This is a genomic window from Staphylococcus sp. 11007852 (assembly GCF_011394325.1).
GTDB classification, from domain to species: domain Bacteria; phylum Bacillota; class Bacilli; order Staphylococcales; family Staphylococcaceae; genus Staphylococcus; species Staphylococcus agnetis.
On the sequence record NZ_JAANBJ010000015.1, the window covers coordinates 1 to 25,493 of the forward strand.

General features: G+C 38.1%; 26 protein-coding genes and 1 pseudogene. 26 read left to right on the forward strand and 1 reads right to left on the reverse strand.

Annotation, left to right across the window (positions count from 1 at the left end):
- Nucleotides 1-74: 74 nt before the first annotated feature.
- On the reverse strand, nucleotides 75-266 hold the full coding sequence (locus G8Y85_RS03935; protein WP_037568125.1) for a hypothetical protein: 192 nt from the start codon (nucleotides 264-266) through the stop codon (nucleotides 75-77).
- Nucleotides 267-405: 139 nt separating this feature from the next.
- On the opposite strand from G8Y85_RS03935, the gene G8Y85_RS03940 reads away from it, so the two are divergent.
- The 26 genes and pseudogenes from G8Y85_RS03940 (at nucleotide 406) to G8Y85_RS04065 (ending at nucleotide 25,485) form a co-directional block, all read left to right on the forward strand.
- Nucleotides 406-1,746, forward strand: coding sequence for an Orn/Lys/Arg family decarboxylase (locus G8Y85_RS03940; protein ID WP_165805462.1), 1,341 nt, complete (start codon nucleotides 406-408; stop codon nucleotides 1,744-1,746).
- Nucleotide 1,747: 1 nt separating this feature from the next.
- Entirely contained in the window at nucleotides 1,748-2,362 is a 615-nt protein-coding gene (gene tmk, locus G8Y85_RS03945) for a dTMP kinase (protein ID WP_060552289.1), read from the forward strand.
- A gap of 147 nt (nucleotides 2,363-2,509) precedes the next feature.
- Nucleotides 2,510-2,839, forward strand: a complete 330-nt coding sequence (locus G8Y85_RS03950) for a cyclic-di-AMP receptor (protein ID WP_037568119.1) — start codon at nucleotides 2,510-2,512, stop codon at nucleotides 2,837-2,839.
- 144 nt (nucleotides 2,840-2,983) lie between these two features.
- Nucleotides 2,984-3,913: a DNA polymerase III subunit delta' C-terminal domain-containing protein gene (locus tag G8Y85_RS03955; protein ID WP_060552290.1), complete on the forward strand. Its 930-nt coding sequence runs from the start codon at nucleotides 2,984-2,986 to the stop codon at nucleotides 3,911-3,913.
- A 5-nt stretch (nucleotides 3,914-3,918) separates the two neighbouring features.
- A complete protein-coding gene (locus G8Y85_RS03960; RefSeq protein WP_060552291.1) occupies nucleotides 3,919-4,722 on the forward strand; it encodes a PSP1 domain-containing protein in 804 nt (267 codons plus the stop codon).
- Nucleotides 4,723-4,734: 12 nt separating this feature from the next.
- A complete protein-coding gene (yabA, locus tag G8Y85_RS03965; protein WP_165805463.1) occupies nucleotides 4,735-5,091 on the forward strand; it encodes a DNA replication initiation control protein YabA in 357 nt (118 codons plus the stop codon).
- A 42-nt stretch (nucleotides 5,092-5,133) separates the two neighbouring features.
- Entirely contained in the window at nucleotides 5,134-5,859 is a 726-nt protein-coding gene (locus tag G8Y85_RS03970) for a methyltransferase (protein WP_165805464.1), read from the forward strand.
- A complete protein-coding gene (locus G8Y85_RS03975; protein ID WP_165805465.1) occupies nucleotides 5,852-6,106 on the forward strand; it encodes a GIY-YIG nuclease family protein in 255 nt (84 codons plus the stop codon). Before G8Y85_RS03970 ends, G8Y85_RS03975 begins: the two co-directional genes overlap by 8 nt.
- Nucleotides 6,103-6,939: pseudogene (gene rsmI, locus G8Y85_RS03980) on the forward strand (16S rRNA (cytidine(1402)-2'-O)-methyltransferase). The gene G8Y85_RS03975 and the pseudogene rsmI overlap by 4 nt, the downstream one beginning before the upstream one ends.
- Nucleotides 6,940-7,036: 97 nt before the next feature.
- The gene (metG, locus tag G8Y85_RS03985; protein ID WP_165805466.1) at nucleotides 7,037-9,004 is read left to right on the forward strand and encodes a methionine--tRNA ligase; all 1,968 of its coding nucleotides are present in this window, start codon (nucleotides 7,037-7,039) and stop codon (nucleotides 9,002-9,004) included.
- A 163-nt stretch (nucleotides 9,005-9,167) separates the two neighbouring features.
- Nucleotides 9,168-9,938, forward strand: a complete 771-nt coding sequence (locus tag G8Y85_RS03990) for a TatD family hydrolase (protein WP_085622953.1) — start codon at nucleotides 9,168-9,170, stop codon at nucleotides 9,936-9,938.
- A 14-nt stretch (nucleotides 9,939-9,952) separates the two neighbouring features.
- Entirely contained in the window at nucleotides 9,953-10,492 is a 540-nt protein-coding gene (rnmV, locus tag G8Y85_RS03995) for a ribonuclease M5 (RefSeq protein ID WP_037568101.1), read from the forward strand.
- Nucleotides 10,493-10,495: 3 nt separating this feature from the next.
- Nucleotides 10,496-11,389: a 16S rRNA (adenine(1518)-N(6)/adenine(1519)-N(6))-dimethyltransferase RsmA gene (rsmA, locus tag G8Y85_RS04000; protein WP_342448003.1), complete on the forward strand. Its 894-nt coding sequence runs from the start codon at nucleotides 10,496-10,498 to the stop codon at nucleotides 11,387-11,389.
- Between the two features lie 99 nt (nucleotides 11,390-11,488).
- Nucleotides 11,489-11,755: a biofilm formation stimulator Veg gene (gene veg / locus G8Y85_RS04005; protein WP_037568096.1), complete on the forward strand. Its 267-nt coding sequence runs from the start codon at nucleotides 11,489-11,491 to the stop codon at nucleotides 11,753-11,755.
- A 259-nt stretch (nucleotides 11,756-12,014) separates the two neighbouring features.
- On the forward strand, nucleotides 12,015-12,863 hold the full coding sequence (gene ispE, locus G8Y85_RS04010) for a 4-(cytidine 5'-diphospho)-2-C-methyl-D-erythritol kinase (protein ID WP_060552298.1): 849 nt from the start codon (nucleotides 12,015-12,017) through the stop codon (nucleotides 12,861-12,863).
- A gap of 23 nt (nucleotides 12,864-12,886) precedes the next feature.
- Entirely contained in the window at nucleotides 12,887-13,714 is an 828-nt protein-coding gene (gene purR / locus G8Y85_RS04015) for a pur operon repressor (protein WP_037568092.1), read from the forward strand.
- A gap of 18 nt (nucleotides 13,715-13,732) precedes the next feature.
- Nucleotides 13,733-14,113, forward strand: coding sequence for a RidA family protein (locus G8Y85_RS04020; RefSeq protein ID WP_165805468.1), 381 nt, complete (start codon nucleotides 13,733-13,735; stop codon nucleotides 14,111-14,113).
- Between the two features lie 63 nt (nucleotides 14,114-14,176).
- Nucleotides 14,177-14,491, forward strand: a complete 315-nt coding sequence (spoVG, locus tag G8Y85_RS04025; RefSeq protein ID WP_037568088.1) for a septation regulator SpoVG — start codon at nucleotides 14,177-14,179, stop codon at nucleotides 14,489-14,491.
- A 365-nt stretch (nucleotides 14,492-14,856) separates the two neighbouring features.
- Nucleotides 14,857-16,221 carry a bifunctional UDP-N-acetylglucosamine diphosphorylase/glucosamine-1-phosphate N-acetyltransferase GlmU gene (glmU, locus tag G8Y85_RS04030; protein ID WP_060552299.1) on the forward strand — a complete coding sequence of 455 codons (1,365 nt, stop codon included), beginning with the start codon at nucleotides 14,857-14,859 and terminating at the stop codon, nucleotides 16,219-16,221.
- A gap of 69 nt (nucleotides 16,222-16,290) precedes the next feature.
- Entirely contained in the window at nucleotides 16,291-17,256 is a 966-nt protein-coding gene (locus G8Y85_RS04035) for a ribose-phosphate diphosphokinase (protein ID WP_037567998.1), read from the forward strand.
- A gap of 138 nt (nucleotides 17,257-17,394) precedes the next feature.
- Nucleotides 17,395-18,069 carry a 50S ribosomal protein L25/general stress protein Ctc gene (locus G8Y85_RS04040; protein ID WP_060552300.1) on the forward strand — a complete coding sequence of 225 codons (675 nt, stop codon included), beginning with the start codon at nucleotides 17,395-17,397 and terminating at the stop codon, nucleotides 18,067-18,069.
- A 390-nt stretch (nucleotides 18,070-18,459) separates the two neighbouring features.
- Entirely contained in the window at nucleotides 18,460-19,029 is a 570-nt protein-coding gene (gene pth, locus G8Y85_RS04045) for an aminoacyl-tRNA hydrolase (protein ID WP_165805476.1), read from the forward strand.
- A gap of 8 nt (nucleotides 19,030-19,037) precedes the next feature.
- A complete protein-coding gene (gene mfd / locus G8Y85_RS04050) occupies nucleotides 19,038-22,538 on the forward strand; it encodes a transcription-repair coupling factor (protein WP_425338445.1) in 3,501 nt (1,166 codons plus the stop codon).
- Nucleotides 22,528-24,057: a polysaccharide biosynthesis protein gene (locus G8Y85_RS04055; RefSeq protein ID WP_165805470.1), complete on the forward strand. Its 1,530-nt coding sequence runs from the start codon at nucleotides 22,528-22,530 to the stop codon at nucleotides 24,055-24,057. Before mfd ends, G8Y85_RS04055 begins: the two co-directional genes overlap by 11 nt.
- The gene (locus G8Y85_RS04060) at nucleotides 24,054-25,241 is read left to right on the forward strand and encodes a MazG nucleotide pyrophosphohydrolase domain-containing protein (protein ID WP_165805471.1); all 1,188 of its coding nucleotides are present in this window, start codon (nucleotides 24,054-24,056) and stop codon (nucleotides 25,239-25,241) included. The genes G8Y85_RS04055 and G8Y85_RS04060 overlap by 4 nt, the downstream gene beginning before the upstream one ends.
- Nucleotides 25,228-25,485, forward strand: coding sequence for an RNA-binding S4 domain-containing protein (locus tag G8Y85_RS04065; protein ID WP_103345402.1), 258 nt, complete (start codon nucleotides 25,228-25,230; stop codon nucleotides 25,483-25,485). The genes G8Y85_RS04060 and G8Y85_RS04065 overlap by 14 nt, the downstream gene beginning before the upstream one ends.
- The last annotated feature ends 8 nt before the right edge of the window (nucleotides 25,486-25,493 follow it).

The window sequence follows — 25,493 nt, forward strand, 5'->3', positions numbered from 1 at the left end:
ACGAACCCCAAGTACAAATTGTACTTGGGGTTCTTCGTTTATCTAGCTGTAAATCTTGATAGCAAGTGAGTGGCTCAAAAAAACGGCATACGTTCACTTGCTTTTATAATATCTTTTGTATAAAAGAATTGTTTTCCTTGGCCTGTATAAGCAGGTTCTAAAATTAAATTCGTTGTTGCAGCATATAACCATTTGGGATGAATACCTGAATTTAGAATGTCTTGAAATTCTTGGAAATCTTTATTCCAATCTAAATGTATGTCCATGTTTTTCACCTCAGTTGTATTATAGAACGTATGTACGTGTTTTTGAAGTATATTCACTTAATTGTCGAACATTCATGCATAGGCAAGCGAACAAAAGCGTGATAGGATTAATTTAAAATGAGGGAAAAGGAGAATTTTGATGAAAGGACCTTTGAATAAACAACTAGAAACATGGTCGAAAACAGCACCGATTTCGATGCATGTACCTGGACATAAGAACGCAACCATCGGTGATTTGTCATATGTAAATGGGAAGAATGATATCACTGAAATTACAGGTTTTGACGATTTGCATCATGCGGAAGGTGTTTTAAAAGAAAGTATGCAGATGATTCAACGTCATGAGGATTACGATGCATTTTATCTCGTTAATGGAACGACGAGTGGTATTTTGTCGGTCATACATGCGTTTTGCAATGTGCCAGGTGACGTTATTATGGCGCGCAATGTTCATAAATCTGTCTTTAATGCGCTAGATTTAGGTCATCAACGTGCCAGTATTTTACCAACTGAGGTCGACAATAATACACTTCAATATGTAAAACCAATATTTTCTCCCTCTCATTTATACTGTGGAAAATTAGCTGTTCTCACGTATCCCAATTATTATGGCCAAACGTTCGACATCCAATCTACGATACAACACTTTCATCAACAGCATATTCCCGTACTCGTAGATGAGGCTCATGGGGCGCATTTTGATATTCAAGGATTTCCCAATTCTGCTTTAAACTATGGTGCAGATTATGTGGTGCAGTCTTTTCATAAAACGTTACCAAGTTTAACGATGAGTTCGGTATTGTATATCCATAAAAAAGCACCGCAACGTGACATTGTGACGCATCTCTTACAAACTTTTCAATCTTCAAGTCCATCCTATTTATTGATGGCGAGTTTAGAATCAGCAAACGGTTTTTATCAATCTTATCAAAGCGACTACTTTTTTGAACATCGTACAAAAGTGATTCAAGCGCTACAGGAAAAGCATTTAAGCCTCACACAAGTGGATGATCCATTAAAATTGTTGATTCATCACCCTGCATTATCGGGCTATGAACTTCAACAACTGATGGAAGCTGAGCATATTTATGTAGAACTTGCAGATGAGAAACATGTGTTATGGATATTGCCACTATGGCACGAGGGGGATACATTTCCTATGAATGCGTTATTGCACCGTATTCGTCAACTGAATTTGCCCCATAGCATCAATAATCAGAGGTTGATGCCAAATGTGCTATATAAAGAAGAGGGTGTCTATATGCCTGACGTATTTGACCGGGTGCGTGATGTCCATTATCTTGATGCTGAAGGTGCAATTTTAGCCCAACATCTCATTGTATATCCTCCAGGTATCCCTACTTTATTAAAGGGAGAAAAAATGAACGCATCTATGATAAAATTAATAGACTATTGGCATAAAAGAGGGCTTCGTGTAGAAGGACTTAGTGAAGGTAAAATTAAAGTGAAGGATGACTAACATGGCATTATTTATTACGATAGAAGGACCTGAAGGCTCTGGGAAAACAACCGTTTTAAAAGCAGTGGTGGAGCAACTTTCGAAAGATTATGATGTGATTGCTACGCGTGAACCAGGCGGGGTTAAAACAGCAGAAGCCATACGTAACATTTTATTAGAAGGAGATGCGATGGATCCACGTACTGAGGCATTATTGTTTGCAGCAGCCCGTCGTGAACATCTTGTAGAAAAAGTGTTACCTGCGCTCGATAAAGGCATTACGGTGATTTGCGATCGTTTTATAGACAGCTCACTTGCTTATCAAGGCTATGCGCGTAAAATTGGGGTGGAAGCGATTCAAACAATTAATGATTTTGCGATAGAAGGTCATGCGCCTGATTTAACGTTATATTTAGATATTCCTGCAGAAGTGGGGCAAGCGCGTATTATGCAAAATCAGCGTGCTCAAAATCGTCTTGATAAAGAAGATAAAGCATTTCATGCACGTGTAATCGATGGGTATCAACAATTGATTCAAAGTCATCCAAAACGTTATGAAGTGATTGATGCGACGCAGTCAATTGATGCTGTAATCCAAGATGTGTTAATGGTTATTAAGCAACGTTTAGCACAGTAAGTCATTCAATACAAAACAAAATACATCATGTTTTAAGTGTAAAAAATAGTTTATAATGTAATGAACACATCCATTTGAATTTTGTGATTCATCCATGAGTGTTGACGTGACATATGATATAATATTGTTCAAGAGGTGCATGAGACTATGAAAATGATAATTGCAATTGTTCAAGACCAAGACAGTCAAGAACTCTCTGACCGACTCGTCGAAAATAATTTTAGAGCAACAAAACTCGCTTCAACAGGTGGTTTTTTACGCGCAGGGAACACAACATTCTTAAGTGGTGTGGATGATGATCGTGTAGACGATATACTCGAAGTGATTAGTCAAACATGTGGAAACCGCGAGCAATTGGTTTCTCCAATTACACCGATGGGTGGCAGTGCGGATTCGTACATTCCTTACCCAGTTGAAGTAGAAGTAGGCGGGGCAACCGTTTTTGTAATGCCAGTCGAATCGTTTCACCAATTTTAGATGATAACGAAGGTTGTGGCGGCGTATGCGGGTCTTTAAGGCGGTGTATACGACTGTCCAACCTTTTTTCTTTAAATATGTGTTTTATTAGATGATTTTTAAATTAATTCAAATCATCAGGATGGAAGATAAAGGAGTTGTGACATGAAAGAAATAGATCAATTATTAAAAGCTTATGCGAATGAAAAGCTTTCACATGCCTATCTATTTGAAGGTGATGATTTAGAAACGATGATCGAAACGGCTGAGGCCTTTGCGATGAATATTTTATGTCAAGACAACGACCAATGCAAAACTAAAATAGAAGCGCGCAATCATCCTGATTTTCATTATGTCAAAACAGATGAAACAACAATTAAAAAGGAACGCATTGAGCAACTTGTGCACCATATGAATCAATTGCCAATCGAAAGTGACTATAAAGTTTATATTATTCAAGATTTTGAACGTTTAACTGTGCAAGGTGAAAATAGTATTTTAAAATTTTTGGAGGAACCGCCTTCTAATACAATTGCGATACTCATTTCATCTAAACCGGAACAAATTTTAGACACGATACATTCAAGATGCCAACATGTCTATTTTAAACCGATGCATCGTCACACGTTTATTGAACGCCTTGTTGCGCACGAGGAAGTGTCGAAGCCGGTGGCTGAATTATTAAGTACATATACGACACAGTTTGAAGAGGCACGTCAATTAAATGAGGAATATGATTTAACACAATTGCGCAAACAACTATTACAATGGTGTGAGCGTTTGTTGAAGCAACGTGAGATGGCATTAATAGGTATTGTGGAGTTGTTAAAACATGCGAAAAATCGTCGGCTCCAACTACTGGCATTGGCGGGGATTAATGCGTATTTTCAAGACATGATGTATGTCAAATCAGGCATGACCTCGCGCATTACATTTTCAGAACTACAATCTTATTATGAATCACGTGCGCAACAATTAAGTTATCGCCACTTAACCTACATTATCGAACAAATTACTGAAGCACATAAAAAGCTCAATCAAAATGTAAATCCGACACTTGTATTTGAGCAAATTGCAATTAAAGTGAAGGGGTGATGCACATGTGCATGGTAGTAGGTGTTTATTTTAAAAAGGCCAATACCTTAGAATATTACGCACCTTGTCCGGGTGACTTAGATGAAGGTACACGTGTTGTAGTAGAATCTCAACGCGGTTATGAAATGGGGATGGTCAAACATGAACCAAAAGCAATTAATGGTGAAGATGTGGCACAACCTTTAAAGCCTGTGTTACGTGTGGCCACAGAAGAAGATCTTAATGCGCATGAAGCAAATGAAGTTGCTGCCGATGAAGCGTTAGCTTTATGTAAAACGTTTGTATCTGAACTTGAACTAGACATGCGTTTAGTGAATTGTGAGTATACGTTAGACCGCTCTAAAGTGATTTTTAATTTCACTGCAGACGAGCGTATTGATTTCCGTAAATTGGTACGTTTACTGGCGCAAAAATTAAAAACGCGTATAGAATTAAGACAAATCGGTGTGCGTGATGAAGCGAAACTTTTAGGTGGTATCGGTCCATGTGGGCGCTCATTATGTTGCTCTACATTTTTAGGTGACTTTGAACCTGTGTCTATCAAAATGGCGAAAGATCAAAACTTATCATTGAATCCATCGAAAATATCAGGCGCTTGTGGGCGTTTAATGTGTTGCTTGAAATATGAAGATGACATGTATGAAGCTGCACGTGAACAACTTCCTGACGTAGGTGACGTCATTGATACACCTGAAGGTCGTGGAGAAGTTGTAAGTTTAAATGTCATTAATGTAACGATGCACGTTAAAGTTGAAGGATACGAACAAACGTTGGAATATCATATTGAAGAATTAAAAACAATGAATTAAGGAGGAGGGCCATTGGATCGAAATGAACTTTTCGACCGCTTAATGCAACTCGAGCAAAATGTGATGTTGATTCAAGAAAATATGCAACAACTTAAAGCATTAACGGTAGAACTTGTTGAAGAAAATGTGGCATTACAAACGGAAAATGATCATTTGAAATCATTATTACATCAACAACAAGCGACTTCAGAGCAAGAGGCGACGAAAGTGAAAAAACGTGCCACAAAACAACTTCAAAGTCGTGAATATTTTGCGAAATTATACCACGAAGGTTTTCATATTTGTCATGATGTATTCGGTAAACATCGGAAAGGTGAAGACTGTATATTTTGTTTAAATGTATTAAATAGTAAGCGAGACCATGAGTAATTCGAATTGAGATATGGTGGAAAAACGATAAGAGGTGGCAGAGTGTTACGACAGGGCGAGCGTTTAGATTATTTGGTCAAAGAAAATTTGCGAATTATTCAAAACGATGCAGTATTTTCTTTTTCAACCGATGCGTTACTTCTTGGGCATTTTACAAAACCAAGAACGCGTGATCGCATTTTAGATTTATGTACAGGAAATGGTGTGATTCCACTATTATTGTCCGCAAAAGGATCCAATCATATTACAGGTATTGAGATTCAACCAACGCTGGTTGATATGGCTCAACGTAGTGTAGCGTATAATGATGTATCATCACGCATTGACATCCTTCATGATGATATACAGAATGTCACACGTCGTTTTAAACCTTCATCCTTCGATTTAATCACATGTAATCCACCGTATTTTAAAATCAATCAAATGAATCAACACCAAATTGAAGCACATAAAATCGCGCGACATGAGGTGTATTGTACGTTAGATGACTGTATTCGCGTCAGTGGTCATGCATTGAAACAAGGTGGCCGACTGATGATGGTGCATCGCGCAGAACGTGTGTTAGATATTTTTGAATCTATGCGCCGTTACGCTATAGAACCAAAACAGTTACATATGATATATAGTAAACCTGGAAAAGATGCGCAAACAATTGTTGTTGAAGGTCGTAAAGGTGGCAATGAAGGATTAAAACTTGCGCCCCCTTTTTATATTTATGATGCTTCTGGTGCGTATACGGATGAGATGAAGGCGGTGTATTATGGCTAACCATTATATTTATATCGTTCAGTGTAAAGATGCCTCGCTCTATACGGGTTATACAACGAATATCGAAGCACGTATCGCGAAACATAATGAAGGTAAAGGGGCTAAATATACAAAAACACGTCGTCCTGTTCAATTGATGTATCAAGAATGCTTTGACACAAAATCAGAAGCGTTAAAACGAGAACATGCCATTAAACAATTAAGTCGTGATGCGAAATTACGACTCATAAAAGGAGACTTAGCATGACACATTTATATTTAGTGGGAACTCCCATCGGTAATTTGGATGACATGACCTTTCGGGCGATTGACACACTTAAAACAGTAGATTTAATTGCATGTGAGGATACGCGTGTCACTAAAAAACTTTGCCATCATTTCGACATATCAACGCCATTACAATCCTATCATGATCATAATAAAGACCACATAACTACAGCGTTAATCAAAACGTTGTTAGACGGTAAATCAGTCGCACTCGTCTCTGATGCAGGGTTGCCGTTAATATCCGATCCTGGTTACGAACTGGTCTTGCAAGCACGCGGAGCGAAGATTCCAGTAACGCCTATTCCTGGTGCTAATGCGGGTTTAACCGCATTAATGGCGAGTGGGTTACCCTCTTTTGTATATACATTTCTAGGATTTTTGCCACGAAAAGCACGCGAGAAGAAAGCAATTTTAGAAGTGCGTATGTTTCAAGAGAGCACGTTGTTATTATATGAATCTCCTTATCGTGTCAAAGATACGTTAGAAGTCATTCATGACATTGACCCTGAAAGACACATCACCCTCGGGCGTGAATTAACGAAGAAATTTGAACAAATTACAACAGCAAAAGTGAAAGCGTTATTAGTATAACTAGATGATACGATTCCTTTAAAAGGTGAGTTCGTCATTCTTATCGAAGGACAAGAGGCGATTGAAACGACAAAGTGGTTTGAGTCACTCTCCATAGAAGATCATGTAGACCATTATATTCAGCAAAATATGAAGCCCAAACAAGCGATTAAACAAGTCGCAAAAGATCGGGAGATGTCGAGCAAAACGATATACAATGTCTATCATGATATAGAGGTATAACCTATGACATCAATTCGGCAAGATGTATCGTTGGTGGATTGAAAAAGACAGCGATTTTAGATATATTAGATAAGATAAGAAATGAGGAGGAGCGCTGATGGTAAAAGATACATTTTATATTACTACACCGATTTATTATCCAAGCGGTAATTTACACATTGGCCATGCATACTCTACTGTAGCAGGGGACGTTATTGCACGTTACAAACGTTTACAAGGATACGATGTACGCTATTTAACGGGAACAGATGAGCATGGACAGAAAATACAAGAAAAAGCTCAAAAAGCAGGCCAGTCTGAAATAGAGTATTTAGATAGCATGATTGATAGCATTAAAGCGTTATGGAAAAAACTTGATATTTCTAATGACGACTTCATTCGTACGACTGAAAAACGTCATACAGAAGTTGTTGAGAAAATTTTTGAAAAGTTACTAGAACAAGGTGATATTTACCTTGGCGAGTACGAAGGTTGGTATTCTGTTCCGGATGAAACGTACTATACTGAAACACAATTGGTTGAACCTGTATATGAAAATGGCAAAATTGTCGGTGGTAAAAGTCCGGATTCAGGTCATGAGGTAGAGCTTGTAAAAGAAGAAAGTTATTTCTTTAAACTCTCGAAATATACAGATCGTTTACTTGCATTTTATGATGAACATCCTGATTTTATTCAGCCTCCATCTCGTAAAAATGAGATGATCAATAACTTTATAAAACCTGGGTTAGATGATTTAGCGGTGTCACGTACCTCGTTTGACTGGGGTGTAAAAGTACCATCAAACCCAAAGCACGTCGTTTATGTATGGCTTGATGCGCTTGTAAACTACATTTCAGCGCTAGGTTATTTAACAGACGAAGATGAAATGTTTAAAAAATATTGGCCGGCTGACATTCATCTTATGGCAAAAGAGATTGTACGTTTCCATTCAATTATATGGCCGATTATTTTAATGGCATTGGATGTCCCACTACCTAAAAAAGTGTTTGCGCACGGTTGGATTTTAATGAAAGATGGTAAAATGAGTAAATCTAAAGGTAACGTCATGGATCCGAATGTGCTTATCGATCGTTATGGTTTAGATGCGACACGTTATTATCTCATGCGTGAATTGCCATTTGGTTCAGATGGTGTCTTTACACCTGAGGCTTTCGTTGAACGTACGAACTATGATTTAGCTAATGATTTAGGAAATCTTGTGAACCGTACGATTTCAATGATTAATAAATATTTTGACGGTCAATTACCAGCTTATCAAGGGCCACAACACGAACTTGATAAAGATATGGAACAGATGGCATTAGATACTGTGAACGCATATCATGAAAGTATGGATAACTTACAGTTTTCTGTAGCATTAGCGACGGTGTGGAAGTTTATTAGCCGTACCAATAAATATATCGACGAAACGACGCCTTGGGTGTTAGCAAAAGATGATACGCAAAAAGAGATGCTTGGTAATGTTATGGCACATTTAGTTGAAAACATTCGTTATGCCGCTGTGTTGTTACGTCCATTCTTAACGCATGCACCGTATCAAATTTTTGACCAATTAAACATTCAAGATCAAGCTTTACATGAATTTGATAGCTTAAAAGCTTACGGTCAACTTAAAGACGACATTACGGTCTCTTCTAAACCAACGCCAATTTTCCCACGTTTAGATGTGGCTGCTGAAGTGGAATATATAAAAGCAAGTATGCAACCCCCTAAACCTGAAGTAGAAGATGTACCGGCGAAAGCACAAATTGATATTAAAGATTTTGATAAAGTTGAAATTAAAGCAGCAACAATTATTGATGCTGAAAATGTAAAAAAATCGGATAAATTATTAAAAATTCAAGTCGATTTAGACCATGAACAACGCCAAATTGTATCGGGTATTGCGAAATTTTATCAACCTGAAGATATTATTGGTAAAAAAGTGGCGGTTGTTACAAATTTAAAACCTGCAAAATTAATGGGACAAAAATCAGAAGGTATGATTTTATCTGCTGAAAAAGACGGCGTATTGTCTTTAGTGAGCTTACCTAATGCGGTTCCTAATGGTGCAATTATTAAGTAATTCCCATCTGAAATGATAAGGTACGCATAAATTAGCAACTGAAATGAACCTTATTTTGCATTGAGGCTAAATTGAAAGACACTTAGGGGTGGGACATGCACATCAAATAGTTCATAATTTGATGCCAGTCTCACCCCTTTAATACGACATAGGAGGAATGACAATGTTAATCGATACACACGTACATTTAAATGCGGATCAATATGATGAAGATTTAGAAGCGGTCATTGACCGTGCGCGAGACGCGGGTGTAGATCGCATGTTTGTAGTAGGTTTTGATACAAAAACGATTGAACGTGCGATGAAATTAATTGATGACTATGATTTTATTTACGCCATTATCGGTTGGCACCCAGTGGATGCGATAGATTGTACAGATGAGCGTTTAGATTGGATTGAATCCTTATCGCAACACCCAAAAGTTATTGGTATAGGTGAAATGGGCTTAGATTACCATTGGGATAAATCACCGAAAGAGATTCAAAAAGAGGTATTTAGAAAACAAATTGCATTAGCCAAACGTGTGAAATTACCGATTGTGATTCACAACAGAGATGCAACGCAAGATTGTATCGACATTTTATTAGAAGAACATGCTGAAGAGGTAGGGGGCATCATGCATAGTTTTAGTGGTTCACCAGAAATTGCAGATGTTGTCACACAAAAACTAAACTTTCACATTTCACTTGGTGGCCCAGTAACGTTTAAAAATGCGAAACAACCGAAAGAAGTGGCGAAACATGTACCGTTAGATCGTCTGTTAGTAGAGACAGATGCCCCATTTTTAACACCGCATCCATATCGCGGTAAACGTAATGAACCTGCTCATGTGACGCTCGTCGCACAACAAATCGCTGAATTACGCGGCATTTCATATGAAGAAGTAGCGCAACAAACTACTCAAAATGCAGAACGCTTGTTTAACTTGAGTTAAAAAGAGGTGCCTAAGTGAAAATAAATGAATTTATCGTTGTAGAGGGTCGTGACGACACTGAACGCGTCCAACGTGCTGTTGAATGTGATACGATTGAGACGAATGGCAGTGCGATTGACCGTGCGTGCTTAGATGTTATTCGTAAAGCGCAAGAGACACGAGGTGTCATCGTACTTACCGATCCGGATTTCCCGGGTGATAAAATTCGCAATACCATTCGCGATGCTGTGCCAGGTGTCAAACATGCCTATATTGACCGCGAAAAAGCGAAAAATAAACGTGGTAAAATTGGTGTGGAACATGCGTCATTTGATGCTATTCGTGAGGCGTTAATGCATGTTTCTTCACCTTTATCAGAATCTGAAGAAACAATCGATAAAGCGACACTGATTGATTTGGGACTTATCATTGGTCCAGATGCAAGACGTCGCCGTGACATAGTTGGACGTCAACTACACATTGGTCATTCAAATGGGAAACAATTATTAAAGAAACTCAATGCGTTTGGTTATACAGAACAAGACGTGCGCCGCGCATTAGGAGAAGAGGAGTAACACATTATGCATGAGAAAGATATCGCTACCCCAACCCGCACCCGTGCATTACTAGAACAATATGGCTTTAGTTTTAAAAAGAGCTTAGGTCAAAACTTTTTAATTGATGTAAATATTATCAATAATATTATTCATGCGAGTGGTATCGACGAACGCACAGGAGTCATCGAAGTGGGACCGGGTATGGGATCGTTAACTGAGCAACTTGCTAAAAACGCTAAACACGTCATGGCTTTTGAAATTGATCAACGTCTCATTCCTGTTTTAAAAGATACATTATCACCATACGACAATGTAACAGTGATTAACGAAGATATTTTAAAAGCAGATGTCAAAACAGCGATAAACACGCATTTAGCGGATTGCGACAAAATTATGGTTGTTGCTAATTTACCTTACTATATTACAACGCCAATTCTATTATCGTTACTCGAGTCTAACTTAAATATTGATGGTTACGTTGTCATGATGCAAAAAGAAGTCGGGGAACGCTTAAATGCGGCTGTTGGGACAAAAGCATATGGCTCATTATCTATCGTAGCGCAATACTATACTGAAACGTCTCGCGTACTTACAGTGCCTAAAACGGTCTTTATGCCACCACCGAATGTTGATTCGATTGTAGTTAAATTAATGAAACGGTCGACACCTATCGTCCAAGTGAACAGTGAACAACAATTTTTTAAATTGACGAAAGGTGCATTTGGACAACGTCGAAAAACCATTTTTAATAACTATCAAAATGTATTTCAAAATGGTAAAAGTTTGAAAACGGAAATTATGGCATGGCTAGAAGCCGCTGGAATTGATCCTAAACGCCGTGGCGAAACGCTTTCTATACAAGAATATGCACGTTTGTATGCAGAGTTGGAAAATTTCCCAAAATTGACATTATAAAATGATTGACTTTCTAAACTGGCATTGATAAAATTAAAATTTTATTTGACCTCAACGCCCTAAATGTGTTATACTACACTAGTAGCGAGGTGGAGCAATATGCCGAAATCTATTATAGACATCAAAAATCGTCTTGATTGTCAGTTAGGAAATCGTATTGTACTAAAAGCTAATGGGGGACGTAAAAAAACAATTGAACGTTCTGGTGTGTTAAAAGAAACATATCCTTCTGTGTTCATTGTTGAATTAGACCAAGATAAGCACAACTTCGAACGAGTGTCCTATACTTATGCGGATGTACTTACTGAAAATGTACACGTATCATTTGTAGAGGAAGACTTACAACAAGAAGCAGCGGCGCAATAATACTTATTTGATTGATAAGTTGTACATATTTGAGAGTGGGAATGGAATCTTTAGGAGTGGATTTCATCGTCTCGCTCTTTTTTAGTGTGCGACGTCATAAGAAGTGTTGTATTTATTATTAATTAGAATAAATGAATGATTGATAATGCCAAAAGTTAGATTTGGTTACTTTTTAAATATTTAGCTTATGAGCGCCTCCATCATTAATGGAGTTATGGTAAAATCACAGTAATACCATTTAAAAAGAGGAAATGATAGTATGATTTATGAAACGGCTCCTGCTAAAATTAATTTAACGTTAGATACATTATTTAAGCGAGAAGACGGTTATCACGAAGTGGAAATGATTATGACGACTATTGATTTAAATGATCGATTATCTTTTGAAAAGCGTCATGATGATAAAATCGTACTTCACGTTGATGAAACGTATATTCCATCGGATGATCGTAATTTAGCTTATCGTGCGGCACTTTTAATGAAAGAAGCCTATCAGATTAAAGAAGGCGTGACGATTACTTTAGAGAAAAACATTCCGGTTGCTGCCGGTTTGGCAGGTGGTTCTAGTGATGCCGCTGCAACAATGCGTGGGATGAATCGTCTATTTGAATTGAATAGAAGTTTGGATGAATTAAGTGCGTTATCGGCAGAAATAGGGTCTGATATTCCATTTTGCGTTTACGGAACGACTGCTTTATGCCAAGGTCGCGGTGAAAAAATTACGTTACTCGATCGACCACCTTCATGTTGGGTCATTGTCGCGAAACCGCAAGCTGGGTTGTCCACACCAGAAATTTATAATGGTCTTAATTTGAACCTTCCATTTGATGTGCATACATCAGCATGTATGGATGCGATTAAACAGCAAGATTACTTAGGTGTATGTCAAAGTTTATCCAATCGTTTGGAACCAGTTTCTATGGCCTTACAACCTGAAATTCAAAAAATAAAAGAGAACATGTTAAACAATGGTGCGGATGGTGCGTTGATGAGTGGCAGTGGTCCCACTGTGTACGGTTTTGCGCAACGAGAACGCCAAGCACGTCATATTTATAATGCCATTTGTGGATGCTGTAACGATGTGTATTTAGTGCGTACATTAGGATGATTTTTGAAAGGAATTGATGATGCATGAGATATAAAAGAAGTGAACGTATCGTCTTCATGACACAATATTTAATTAACAACCCGAATAAGCTCGTGCCACTCACGTTTTTTGTAACGAAGTTTAAACAAGCAAAGTCATCAATTAGTGAAGATGTCCAAATCATTAAAGATACGCTTATTGAAGAAGGACTTGGAACGATAGAAACGGTGGCAGGTGCGAGTGGTGGTGTGCGCTACAGACCTGAAATGCAAAAAGCAGAGGCGGAAGCAGTGATTGAAGAATTAATCCACTTACTTCAAGAAAAAGAAAGGTTACTGCCTGGAGGCTATTTATTTTTATCAGATTTAGTAGGCAATCCACCGCTTTTAAAACAAGTGGGTAAACTTATTGCGACGATTTATATGCATGAAGATTTGGATGCGGTCGTAACTATCGCAACGAAAGGGATATCGCTAGCCAATGCGGTCGCGAGTGTATTGAATTTACCAGTTGTCGTGATACGTAAAGATAATAAAGTGACTGAAGGGTCCACTGTTTCAATAAATTATGTATCAGGTTCAACACGAAAAATCGAAACAATGGTATTATCTAAACGTACACTAAAAGAACACTCAAAAGTTTTAATTGTAGATGACTTCATGCGTGCGGGTGGTTCGATTAATGGTGTAATCAATTTAATGAATGAGTTTAAGGCTGAAGTAAAAGGGGTATCGGTACTTGTAGAATCTAAAGAAGTCAAGCAAAGATTAATAGAGGACTATACTTCCTTAGTACGGTTGTCCGATGTCGATGAGTATAACCAAGCGTTTAAAGTCGAAGCGGGGAATAGCCTTTCTAAATTTAATAATTAAAAAGGAGCGTTTATCGTTATGCAAACAATTAACACAGATAAAGCGCCTGCTACAGTTGGACCCTATTCACATGCATCTATTGTCAATGGTATGGTCTATACGTCAGGGCAAATACCTTTAAATTTAGAAGGTAATATTGTAAGTGATGATGTTGAGGCACAAACTAAACAAGTGTTTGAAAATTTGAAAGCTGTACTAGAAGCAGCAGGATCTGATTTAGATCACGTTGTGAAAGTGCTCGTTTTCTTATCCGATATGGAACATTTCCAAAAGGTGAACGATGTTTACGGCACGTACTTTACGTCGCATAAACCGGCGAGAAGTGCAGTTGAAGTGGCACGTTTGCCAAAAGATGTTAAAATTGAAATCGAAGTCATCGCTGAAGTAAAGGATGTATAATATACACTTGAACTTCTTAAATCACTACATTTTCTAACTTATATACTATGGGGGGCTCACTACATGAAAGTGACAGATGTCAGACTTAGAAAAATACAAACAGATGGAAGAATGAAAGCGCTCGTGTCTATTACACTTGACGAATCATTCGTTATCCATGACTTGCGCGTCATTGAAGGCAATTCAGGACTTTTCGTAGCAATGCCAAGCAAACGTACACCAGATGGTGAATTCCGCGACATTGCGCATCCAATCAATTCAGAAATGCGTCAAGAAATTCAGGATGCAGTAATGAAAGTATATGAAGAGACTGATGAAGTCATTCCTGCTCAGAATGATGACAATAAAGAAGAATCTGAAAATAACGCTGAAGCGTAATTTTCAGTCCTATACACAGGGTTTTGAAGTTATAAAAAGGTAACTTCAAAACCCTTTTCTTGTGATATGCCCGTTTATCTTGAAAGTTTTGATTACTTCATGAAAGTATGCTAATGGATACATCATGTCATCATGGATATAAGTGCTTCAAATAATTGAACGCAAATGGTGTTGCTATACACCATTTTAAAAATTATTTTTTTAGTTGTAATGGGATATCATTTCAGAGGTTATGCGTCTTCAACGCATCGAATGCTTAAATATTTACGCGCATGAAACTTCAATTCTTCTTTTACTCCTTGAAAGTGACAGTTCGCATAAATTATAATTGTATAGAAGTGTAAAAAAACTGGAGGGTTCATTCCATGCAAAAACATGCAGTCGTTTTAGCAGCTGGTAAAGGTACACGCATGAAGTCTAAGAAGTTCAAAGTGCTTCATGAAGTGGCTGGAAAGCCTATGATTGCCCATGTTATCGATCAAGTGAAATCAACAGGTATTGATAATATCGTTACAATTGTAGGACACGGTGCTGAAAGCGTGAAAGAAACATTAGGGGACGTTTCTAAGTACAGTTTTCAACAAGAACAACTCGGAACAGCGCATGCGGTGCAACAAGCCGAAGCGCATTTGGGACACTTAACAGGTACAACGATTGTTGTTTGTGGTGATACACCGCTTATTACTGGTGAGACATTAACGCAACTCATTGCACACCATGAGGCATCTGAAGCACAGGCAACAGTATTGTCCGCAACGACAGCGCAACCATTTGGATACGGTAGAATAGTGCGTGATTCTAGTAGTGGCGCACTTAAACGCATCGTTGAAGAAAAAGACGCAAACGATGAGGAAAAACAAATTACGGAAATTAGTTCGGGAATATTTGCATTTGATAACCAAACGTTATTTACATTATTAAAAGACGTTGACAATCACAATGCTCAAGGTGAATATTATTTGCCACAAGTCTTGACTTTGATTTTACAACAATCAGGAAAGGTTGCGATTTACCACACAAATCATTTTGATGACATTTTAGGTGTTAATGATCGTGTTGCGTTAAGTCGTGCAGAACAACTATATCGTACACGCACAAATCACATGCATATGCGCAATGGTGTGACACTACTTGATCCTGCTACTACGCATATCGGTGCGGATGTGAAAATTGGTGCAGATACTGTGATTGAAGCAGGCGTTAAACTTTCAGGAAATACAGTGATTGGTGAAGATGTGGTTGTAGGTCAGTATTCTGAAATCCATGACAGCGTAATTGAAGATGGCGTTACAATTAAACAATCCGTTATTTCTGAAGCAAAAGTAGGTCGGAATTCTAAAATTGGTCCATTCGCACAACTTAGACCGGGCAGTGATTTAGGCGCAGAAACAAAAGTGGGCAACTTTGTTGAAATTAAAAAAGCGCGTCTTGACGATGGTGCGAAAGTATCTCATTTAAGCTACATTGGAGACGCTGAAATCGGTGCACGCACGAATATTGGTTGTGGATCAATTACGGTGAACTATGATGGTGTGAATAAGTTCAAAACAATTGTAGGCAAAGATGCTTTTATTGGATGTAACACAAACTTAGTTGCGCCTGTATCCGTTGGTGATGGTGCGTTAATTGCTGCTGGTTCCACAATTACTGATAATGTTCCGGAAGAAAGTTTGGCACTCGCACGTGCAAGACAAACAACGAAACCTGGATATTTAAACAAAGAGAAATAGACTTTCAAAGCGATAAGATGCTTAAAACATATCAATTCATAAACCCTAAATTATATTGGAGGATAAAACATGTTAAACACCGAATATAAAAATTCGTCTTTAAAAATTTTCTCGTTGAAAGGTAATGAACCCCTTGCTCAAGAAGTAGCAGATCACGTTGGTGTTGAATTAGGTAAATGTACAGTTAAACGTTTTAGTGATGGTGAAATTCAAATCAATATCGAAGAAAGTATTCGTGGTTGTGACGTCTTTATTATTCAACCTACATCTAACCCTGTAAACGTTCATTTAATGGAACTTTTAATTATGATTGATGCATGTAAACGTGCATCAGCGGCGAACATTTCTATCGTGGTACCGTATTATGGTTATGCACGTCAAGATCGTAAAGCGCGTAGTCGTGAACCGATTACAGCAAAATTAGTGGCAGATTTATTCGAAACTGCTGGCGCTGACCGCATGATTGCATTAGACCTTCATGCGCCACAAATTCAAGGATTCTTCGATATTCCAATCGATCACTTAATGGGTGTACCTATTTTAGCGGATTACTTCTTAAATAATAAAGACATTGATCCAGATAAATATGTGGTTGTTTCTCCAGACCACGGTGGTGTGACACGTGCACGTAAACTTGCAGACTTCTTAAAAACACCAATCGCGATTATTGATAAACGTCGTCCAAAACCAAATGTTGCCGAAGTCATGAATATTGTCGGTGAAATTGAAGGGCGCACAGCAATTATTATCGACGATATTATCGATACAGCAGGGACAATTACGCTCGCAGCACAAGCTTTAAAAGACAAAGGTGCGACAGAAGTTTATGCATGTTGCACACACCCAGTATTATCTGGTCCAGCTAAAGAGCGTATTGAAAATTCAGCGATTAAAGAATTAATTGTGACGAACTCGATTCAACTTAAAGACGATCAAAAGCCAAGCAATATCATTGAATTGTCAGTGGCTGAACTTCTTGCACAAGCGATTGTACGTGTATACGAACGCGAATCAGTAAGTGTATTATTTGATTAATCGGTGTTGACTTAATTGTTAAATTTGTGTAAAATACTTCTGTTCGTGTCATAACGGACAAATACACACTTGCAAGCGACGCACAGTTGATGGGCAAGTGCTTGCACATAAGTGCATCAAGAAAGGTGGAAACGAAATATGGCTTCTTTAAAGTCTATTATTCGTAAAGGTAAACAAACACGCGGTGAATTACGCAAAATCCGTGAAGCAGGTAAAGTACCAGCAGTTGTTTATGGATACGGTACTAAAAACGTATCTGTAAAAGTTGATGAAGTAGAATTCATCAAATTAATCCGTGAAGTTGGACGTAACGGTGTTATTCAATTAGGCGTTGGTTCAAAAGAAATCAAAGTTATGGTATCTGATTACCAATTTGATCCACTTAAAAACCAAATCACTCACATCGACTTCTTAGCAATCAACATGAGCGAAGAGCGTACTGTAGAAGTACCTGTAAGCTTAGTTGGTGAAGCGAAAGGTGCAAGTGAAGGTGGCGTTGTTGAACAACCATTATTCAACATCGAAGTAACTGCTACACCTGATAACATTCCTGAATCAATCGAAGTTGACGTTACAGAATTAGACGTTAACGACAGCTTATCAGTTGCTGACATTAAAGTATCTGGTGACTTCACAATTGAAACAGCTGCAGACGAAACAGTTGTATCCGTTGTTGCACCGACTGAAGAGCCAACTGAAGAAGAAATCGCTGCTATGGAAGGTGACGCTGAAACTGCTGAACCAGAAGTTATCGGTGAATCTACTGAAGAAGGCGAAGAAGATTCAGAAGAAAAAGAAGATAAAGAAGCGTAATCTTTATCCACTTGTTAGACATAATAACGTGCCTAGTGCCGTTATTATGTCTTTTTTGTGTTTAGGTATACGGCGTGCGCATACGTGTGCATTGATTAATAAGATAGGAACACAACGAGTTTATGAACCTAAAAGCATTTTGTTCATAAACTTTATTGGCATTTTGATTCACCCTTATAACTATTGAGTCATTACGGAAGCAAAATATAAAGCAATTTAAAACAGCCTATAGATAGATTCCGCAACTAAGATGTCTAGGGTGTTAGAAGCAAAAATTGAACTTATAAGTGCCAACCCTGTGATAGTGTTTAATTCTCGTCTATGACCTATTTTGTGTTAGTATGGAATATGATTAAACTGTAAAATAGATGATTTCAAGGAGGATACATGATGAAACTCATCGTCGGCTTAGGGAACGTTGGCAAAAAATACGAACAAACACGCCATAACATTGGTTTTGAAGTGATTGACCATCTTATAGAGCTTCATGATTTAAAACTAAACAAGCAGAAATTTCGCGGTGCATACACTGTCGCGCGTTTATTTGGTGAGAAAGTCGTATTTTTAGAACCCCTCACATATATGAATTTATCGGGTGAGGCGGTGCGTCCACTTATGGATTATTATAATATTGAAGTGGAGGATATATTAGTGCTTTATGACGATTTAGATCTTGCGCAAGGGCATATACGCCTTCGTCAAAAAGGCAGTGCGGGTGGTCATAATGGCATTAAATCACTCATTCAACATTTAGGAACACAAGAATTTAAGCGTATTCGTATCGGGATTGACCGTTCATCACGTATCCCTGTCGTTGATTATGTATTACAAAAATTCTCTGCTGAGGAAATGAAAATCATGCAACCGGTGATTGCACATGTTGCTGATGCAGTAGAGGCATTTATTCAAAACGAAAAATTTGAGAATATCATGAATCAATATAATGGTGAAATAAAGTGAAAACAATAATCAATGAAATAATCAATAGAGATCAACAATTTAAAGACCTTTCTGCACATGTAGGTGAAGACAATGTGCTCGTGACAGGACTCATGCCAAGCGCAAAAGCGGCAATGATTGCAGAACTTTATCATAATAGTCATCGACAAGTGTTATTAATTACAAATAATGTCTATCAAATGGATAAATTAGAAGCTGATTTATTACAATTTGTTCCCGATGATGAAGTATACAAGTATCCTGTTCAAGACATCATGACTGAAGAATTTTCAACGCAAAGCCCGGAGCTTATGAGTGAACGTGTGCGTACTTTGACGGCACTTGCTCATGAACGTCGTGGCTTGTTTGTCATCCCGTTAAACGGCTTGAAAAAATTAGTGACGCCAAAAGCGATTTGGCAAGATCATCAAATCCAACTCAATATAGGGGATGAATTAGATGTCGAGCGCTTGTTAACGCACCTTGTAAATATGGGATATCGTCGAGAATCGGTCGTTTCTAATATCGGTGAATTTTCTTTACGCGGCGGTATTATTGATATTTATCCGTTACTCGGTGAACCAGTACGTATTGAACTTTTTGATACTGAGGTAGATTCGATTCGGAAGTTTGATGTAGAATCACAACGCTCTTCTGACAATATTCAAAATGTCGATATTACATCAGCTCATGACTTTATCATCACCCCAGAGGTTCGGCGTCAATTAATAACGAATTTAAAAACGGCATATGAAACGACGCGTCCAAAAGTGGATAAGTCTGTACGCCAAGAAGTGAAAGATACGTATGATAGTTTTAATATTGTTGAAGATGAAATGTTTGATCCTCAAGTATTACGTCGTTTAATCGCATTTATGTATAATACGGAAACGACATTGCGCGATTATTTCAAAGATAATGCTATTGTATTGATGGATGAGTTCAATCGTATTAAGGAAACCGAAGAAACGTTAATAACAGAATCAGAAGACTTTCTTCAAAACTTAATTGAATCTGGAAAAGGGTTTATTGGTCAACGCTTTATGACGCATGATACAGTTGAACAATTGCTTAAACATACGCCTGTGACTTATTTCACATTATTTACAGCGTCGATGTCTGTGAAGCTCAATCATATGGTGAAATTTTCATGTAAACCGGTACAACAGTTTTACGGTCAATATGATATCATGACGTCTGAATTCCAACGTTATATGAAACAGGGCTACCGTATGGTTATTATTGCGGAAACGGAAACGAAAAAAGACCGCATCCAGTCGATGTTAAGTGAACTCCACGTTCCTACTCTTATGAATGTGGACCTAACGCAACTAGAAGCAGGGCACGCGGCCATTATTGAAGGAAGCTTATCTGAAGGGTTTGAACTCCCTTATATGTCGCTCGTCGTTGTGACGGAGCGAGAATTGTTTAAATCAAAACAAAAGAAAGCGTCGAAAAAAAGGCGCAAAACAATCAGTAACGCAGAAAAAATTAAATCTTATCAAGAATTGAATGTGGGGGACTATGTCGTTCATATTCATCATGGTGTGGGTCGTTATTTAGGTGTAGAAACGTTGGAAGTTGGAGACGTCCATCGTGACTATATGAAAATTCAATATAAAGGTACGGATCAATTATTTGTACCTGTCGACCAAATGGAACAAGTCCAAAAATACGTTGGGTCTGAAGATAAAACACCTAAATTATATAAATTAGGCGGAAGTGATTGGAAGAAAACAAAAGCTAAAGTTCAAAGTAGTGTCGAAGATATCGCTGATGAACTGATTGCTTTATATAAAGAACGTGAGAAGTCTGTAGGTTACCAGTTTAGTCCGGATACGGAAGAACAACACGTTTTCGAAATGGATTTCCCATATGAATTAACAGATGACCAAGCAAAGTCTATAGAAGAGATTAAAGGTGATATGGAACGTGCTCGACCGATGGATCGTTTGTTGTGTGGCGATGTGGGTTACGGTAAAACAGAAGTAGCCGTACGTGCTGCATTTAAAGCTGTTATGTCAGGAAAGCAAGTCGCTTTCCTCGTTCCTACAACGATTTTGGCGCAACAGCATTATGAAACGCTTATTGAACGCATGCGAGACTTCCCAGTAGAAATTCATTTAATGAGTCGCTTTAGAACGCCAAAAGAAATTCGCGAAACAAAAGAGGGGCTTAAGTCTGGCTTCGTCGACATCGTTGTTGGTACGCACAAATTGCTAGGGAAAACTGTTGAATATAAAGATCTAGGGTTACTTGTGGTTGATGAAGAACAACGCTTCGGTGTGCGCCATAAAGAAAAAATTAAATCATTAAAAGCAAATGTAGATGTGCTTACTTTAACGGCAACACCAATTCCAAGAACGCTGCATATGAGTATGCTTGGTGTGCGTGATTTATCGGTAATCGAAACGCCACCAGAAAACCGTTTCCCAGTTCAAACATATGTGTTAGAACAAAATGGTAATTTTATTAAAGAGGCATTAGAACGCGAATTATCTCGCGATGGACAAGTGTTTTATTTATACAATAAAGTACAATCTATTTATGAAAAACGAGAACAACTTCAAATGTTGATGCCTGAAGCGTCTATCGGTGTTGCGCACGGTCAATTACCTGAACGCGATTTAGAAGAAACAATGCTTGATTTCATCAATGGGGCTTACGATATCCTAGTTACAACAACGATTATTGAAACGGGTGTAGATGTTCCGAATGCGAATACATTAATTATTGAAGAAGCCGATCGTTTCGGATTGAGTCAGTTGTATCAATTACGTGGGCGTGTCGGTCGTTCGAGTCGCATTGGTTATGCTTATTTTCTTCATACACCAAATAAAGTGTTAAACGAAACAGCTGAAGAACGCTTACAAGCCATTAAAGAATTTACGGAACTAGGCAGTGGTTTCAAAATTGCGATGCGTGACTTAAATATTCGTGGCGCAGGTAATTTACTTGGTAAACAACAACATGGCTTTATTGATTCTGTCGGTTTTGACTTATACTCTCAAATGTTAGAAGAAGCAGTGAACGAAAAACGGGGTATTAAAGAAGTACAACACGTTCCAGAAATTGAAATGGACTTACGTTTAGATGCTTATTTACCGGCTGAATATATTCGCAATGAACAAGCGAAAATCGAAATTTATAAAAAGCTACGTGCGACTGAAACACTTTCACAGTTAATGGGTATTAAAGATGAACTCCTTGACCGCTTCAACGACTATCCTACAGAAGTGGCGCAACTACTTGATACTGTTGAAATCAAGGTTCATTTAATGAATGTCGGTGTGCAACATGTTAAAGATAAAGGGAAAGCCGTTGAAGTATTATTAACGAAACAAGGGACACAACGTATAGATGGTGAGGCACTCTTTAAAAATACGGAAGCTTTAGGGCGAGGTATGAAAGTAGGCGTTGAAGCAAAATGTATGAAAGTGACACTTACGAAAGGTACTCAATGGTTAGACGCACTTAAATTTTTAGCGAAAACAATTGAAGAAAGTATGATATTAGATCATGTCGAGTAAATCTGCTTTCAATGGTGTCGTTGTCTTAACGCTTGCATTAATCGTCGTTAAAATATTAAGTGCATTGTATCGTGTCCCGTATCAAAACATATTAGGTGACGATGGCTTATATGCATATCAACAAATTTACCCCATCGTCGCATTAGGTGTCGTCCTAGCAAGTAATGCAATTCCAAGTGCATTAACGCAAATTTTAGGAGGTAGAGAGGCCAATCGCTCGCTTATCCGCCGACTCATTATCGTACTTGAACTCATAGGGTCTCTCATTTGTCTCATCCTCTTTTTAGGCGCAGACCTTATTGCGTCCTTAATGGGTGATTCGCATTTAGCGCCGATGGTTCGCGCAGCAAGCGTTACATTTATCATCGTCGGTGTACTCGGTGTTTTGAGAGGGTATTTTCAATCGACTTTCGATATGAATAAGCCTGCATTTTCACAAGTTATTGAACAAGCCATACGTGTGAGTATCATTGTCGTGGTTATTGTCTTGTTTACACAATCGCGTTTATCGATTTATGATGCGGGGATGTGGGCGATTTTAGCATCATCTATAGGTTTTGTCGGAGCATCGCTCTTTTTATGGTGGTTTATGTCATTACCTAAAGTCACGCTTCCTCAAACGATTCCTTGGCGACAATTTGTCATTGCCACCGTTATTTTTGCATTGAGTCAACTGATTGTCATTTTATGGCAAGTCGTGGATAGTTTTACTATCATCAATATGCTCCAACACGGCCAAGGATTGACATTTCAAGACGCGATTACCCAAAAAGGGATATACGACCGCGGGGCTTCTTTTATACAAATGGGATTAATAGTAACGACTACATTTTGTTTTGTATTAATTCCATTATTAACAGACACCCAAAAAGCGGGGCGTTATGACCAAATGAACAGTTATGCAAATGCGTCATTAAAAATTACGATTGTTATGAGTTGTGCGAGTGCGATTGGCCTAATGAATTTGTTACCACTTTTGAATGCTGTGTTTTTTAAAAGTAACGACCTAACAATCACATTATCCATTTACATGTTAACGGTCATTTTTGTGTCTCTAATCATGATGTATATTGCATTACTCGAAGTTCAAAATCATTACCGAGTGGTTTTTATAGGGATTATTATAGGATTAGTCATCAAGCTACTATTGAATCTCATTTTAATTTTAAAGTTTGGTATTGTCGGTGCGAGCATTTCTACAGTTGTCGCACTAGTCGTTTTTGCAATCTATTTACACAGACATATGATTCAGTTGTATGCGCTCTATGCATTGCGTAAATTTTATTTGAAATTAGTTGTTGCTTTATTGACGATGACAGCTAGTGTACAATTAACGCATTACATCATCCCATCGATGTCTAGAATTGGAGGTCTTCTAGAATTAATTATCAGTGCGTGCATTGGTGTGGGAAGTTTAAGTGTAATGCTTGTGTGGATGCGTATTTTAAATGAAGACGAATGGGTGCATTTGCCATTTGGTGATAAAATCATTGAGATAATGAAAAGGAGAAAATCATGACACACCATATTACGATTATTGGTTTAGGTAATTATTGTTTAGACGACTTACCATTAGGTATCTATCGTTTTTTACAAAATCAATCTAAAATATATGTGCGAACGAAAGCGCATCCTGTGATATCAGAACTGCAAAATATTGACATTGAAAGCTTTGATGCGATTTATGAACAATACGATACTTTTGAACCTGTTTATGATGCGATTACAGATCAACTTTTACAACGCGCACAAACTGAAGATGTTGTCTATGCTGTGCCTGGTCATCCCCGTGTTGCAGAAACAACCACGCAATTGCTATTCCAAAAAGCAGCACATTATGATGTTGTGGTAGATGTGCGAGGTGGACGTAGTTTTATCGATGATGTGTTTGAAGCAGTAAAAATGGATCCGAATGATGGTTTTACGATGTTAGATGCAACCGCACTGGAAAAAGAAACATTGAATCCACGTACTACGACACTCATTACTCAAGTATATAGTGCTATGGTTGCTAGTGATTTAAAATTGACGCTCATGACGCGATATCCAGATGACTTTGAAGTCCATATCGTGGATGGTGCGAACCAGACAGGTGCGAAACGTTACACGTGCCCATTATATGAACTTGATCATAATGATGTCTTTACTAACCTTACAAGTGTCGTGGTTCCAGCTATTACTGAAGAAACAGCTTTATATGGTGATTTTGACTTCGCAGATCGAGTGATCGCAACATTAGTAGATGACGAAACAGGATGTCCATGGGATAAAGTGCAAACGCATGAATCATTGAAGCGCTACTTACTTGAAGAAACGTTTGAACTTTTTGAAGCGATTGACCATGAAGACGATTGGCATATGATTGAAGAATTAGGTGATATTTTACTGCAAGTTCTTCTACATGCTAATATTGGCCAAAAACAAGGCTATATGGAGACACGTGAGATTGTTGCAAGTCTTTCAGAAAAAATGATACGTCGTCATCCGCATATTTTTGCTGAGGGTCAAGCTGACAGTGTGGAAGATGTTAAATCGATTTGGTACGAGCAAAAAGCGGCGGAAGGTAAACCATCACGTGTTAAATTTGAAAAAATATTTGCGACGCACTTCTTAAAATTGTATGATGAAGTCAAAAATCAAGACTTGTCAGAAGAGGCGCTGCAAGCTTATTTAGAACAAGGGGGACATCATGAGACTCGATAAATATTTAAAAGTATCTCGCTTAATTAAGCGACGTACCTTAGCAAAAGAAGTGAGCGATCAAGGTCGTGTGAAAATCAACGGCCAAACCGCTAAAGCTGGTACAGATGTGAAAGTAGAAGATACGATAGAAATACAATTTGGACAAAAAATCGTGACGATTAAAGTCACTGGGCTTAATGAACATGCAACGAAAGAAAATGCTAAAGGGATGTATGAAATCTTAAAAGAGGAACGGATTGATTAGGGATACGA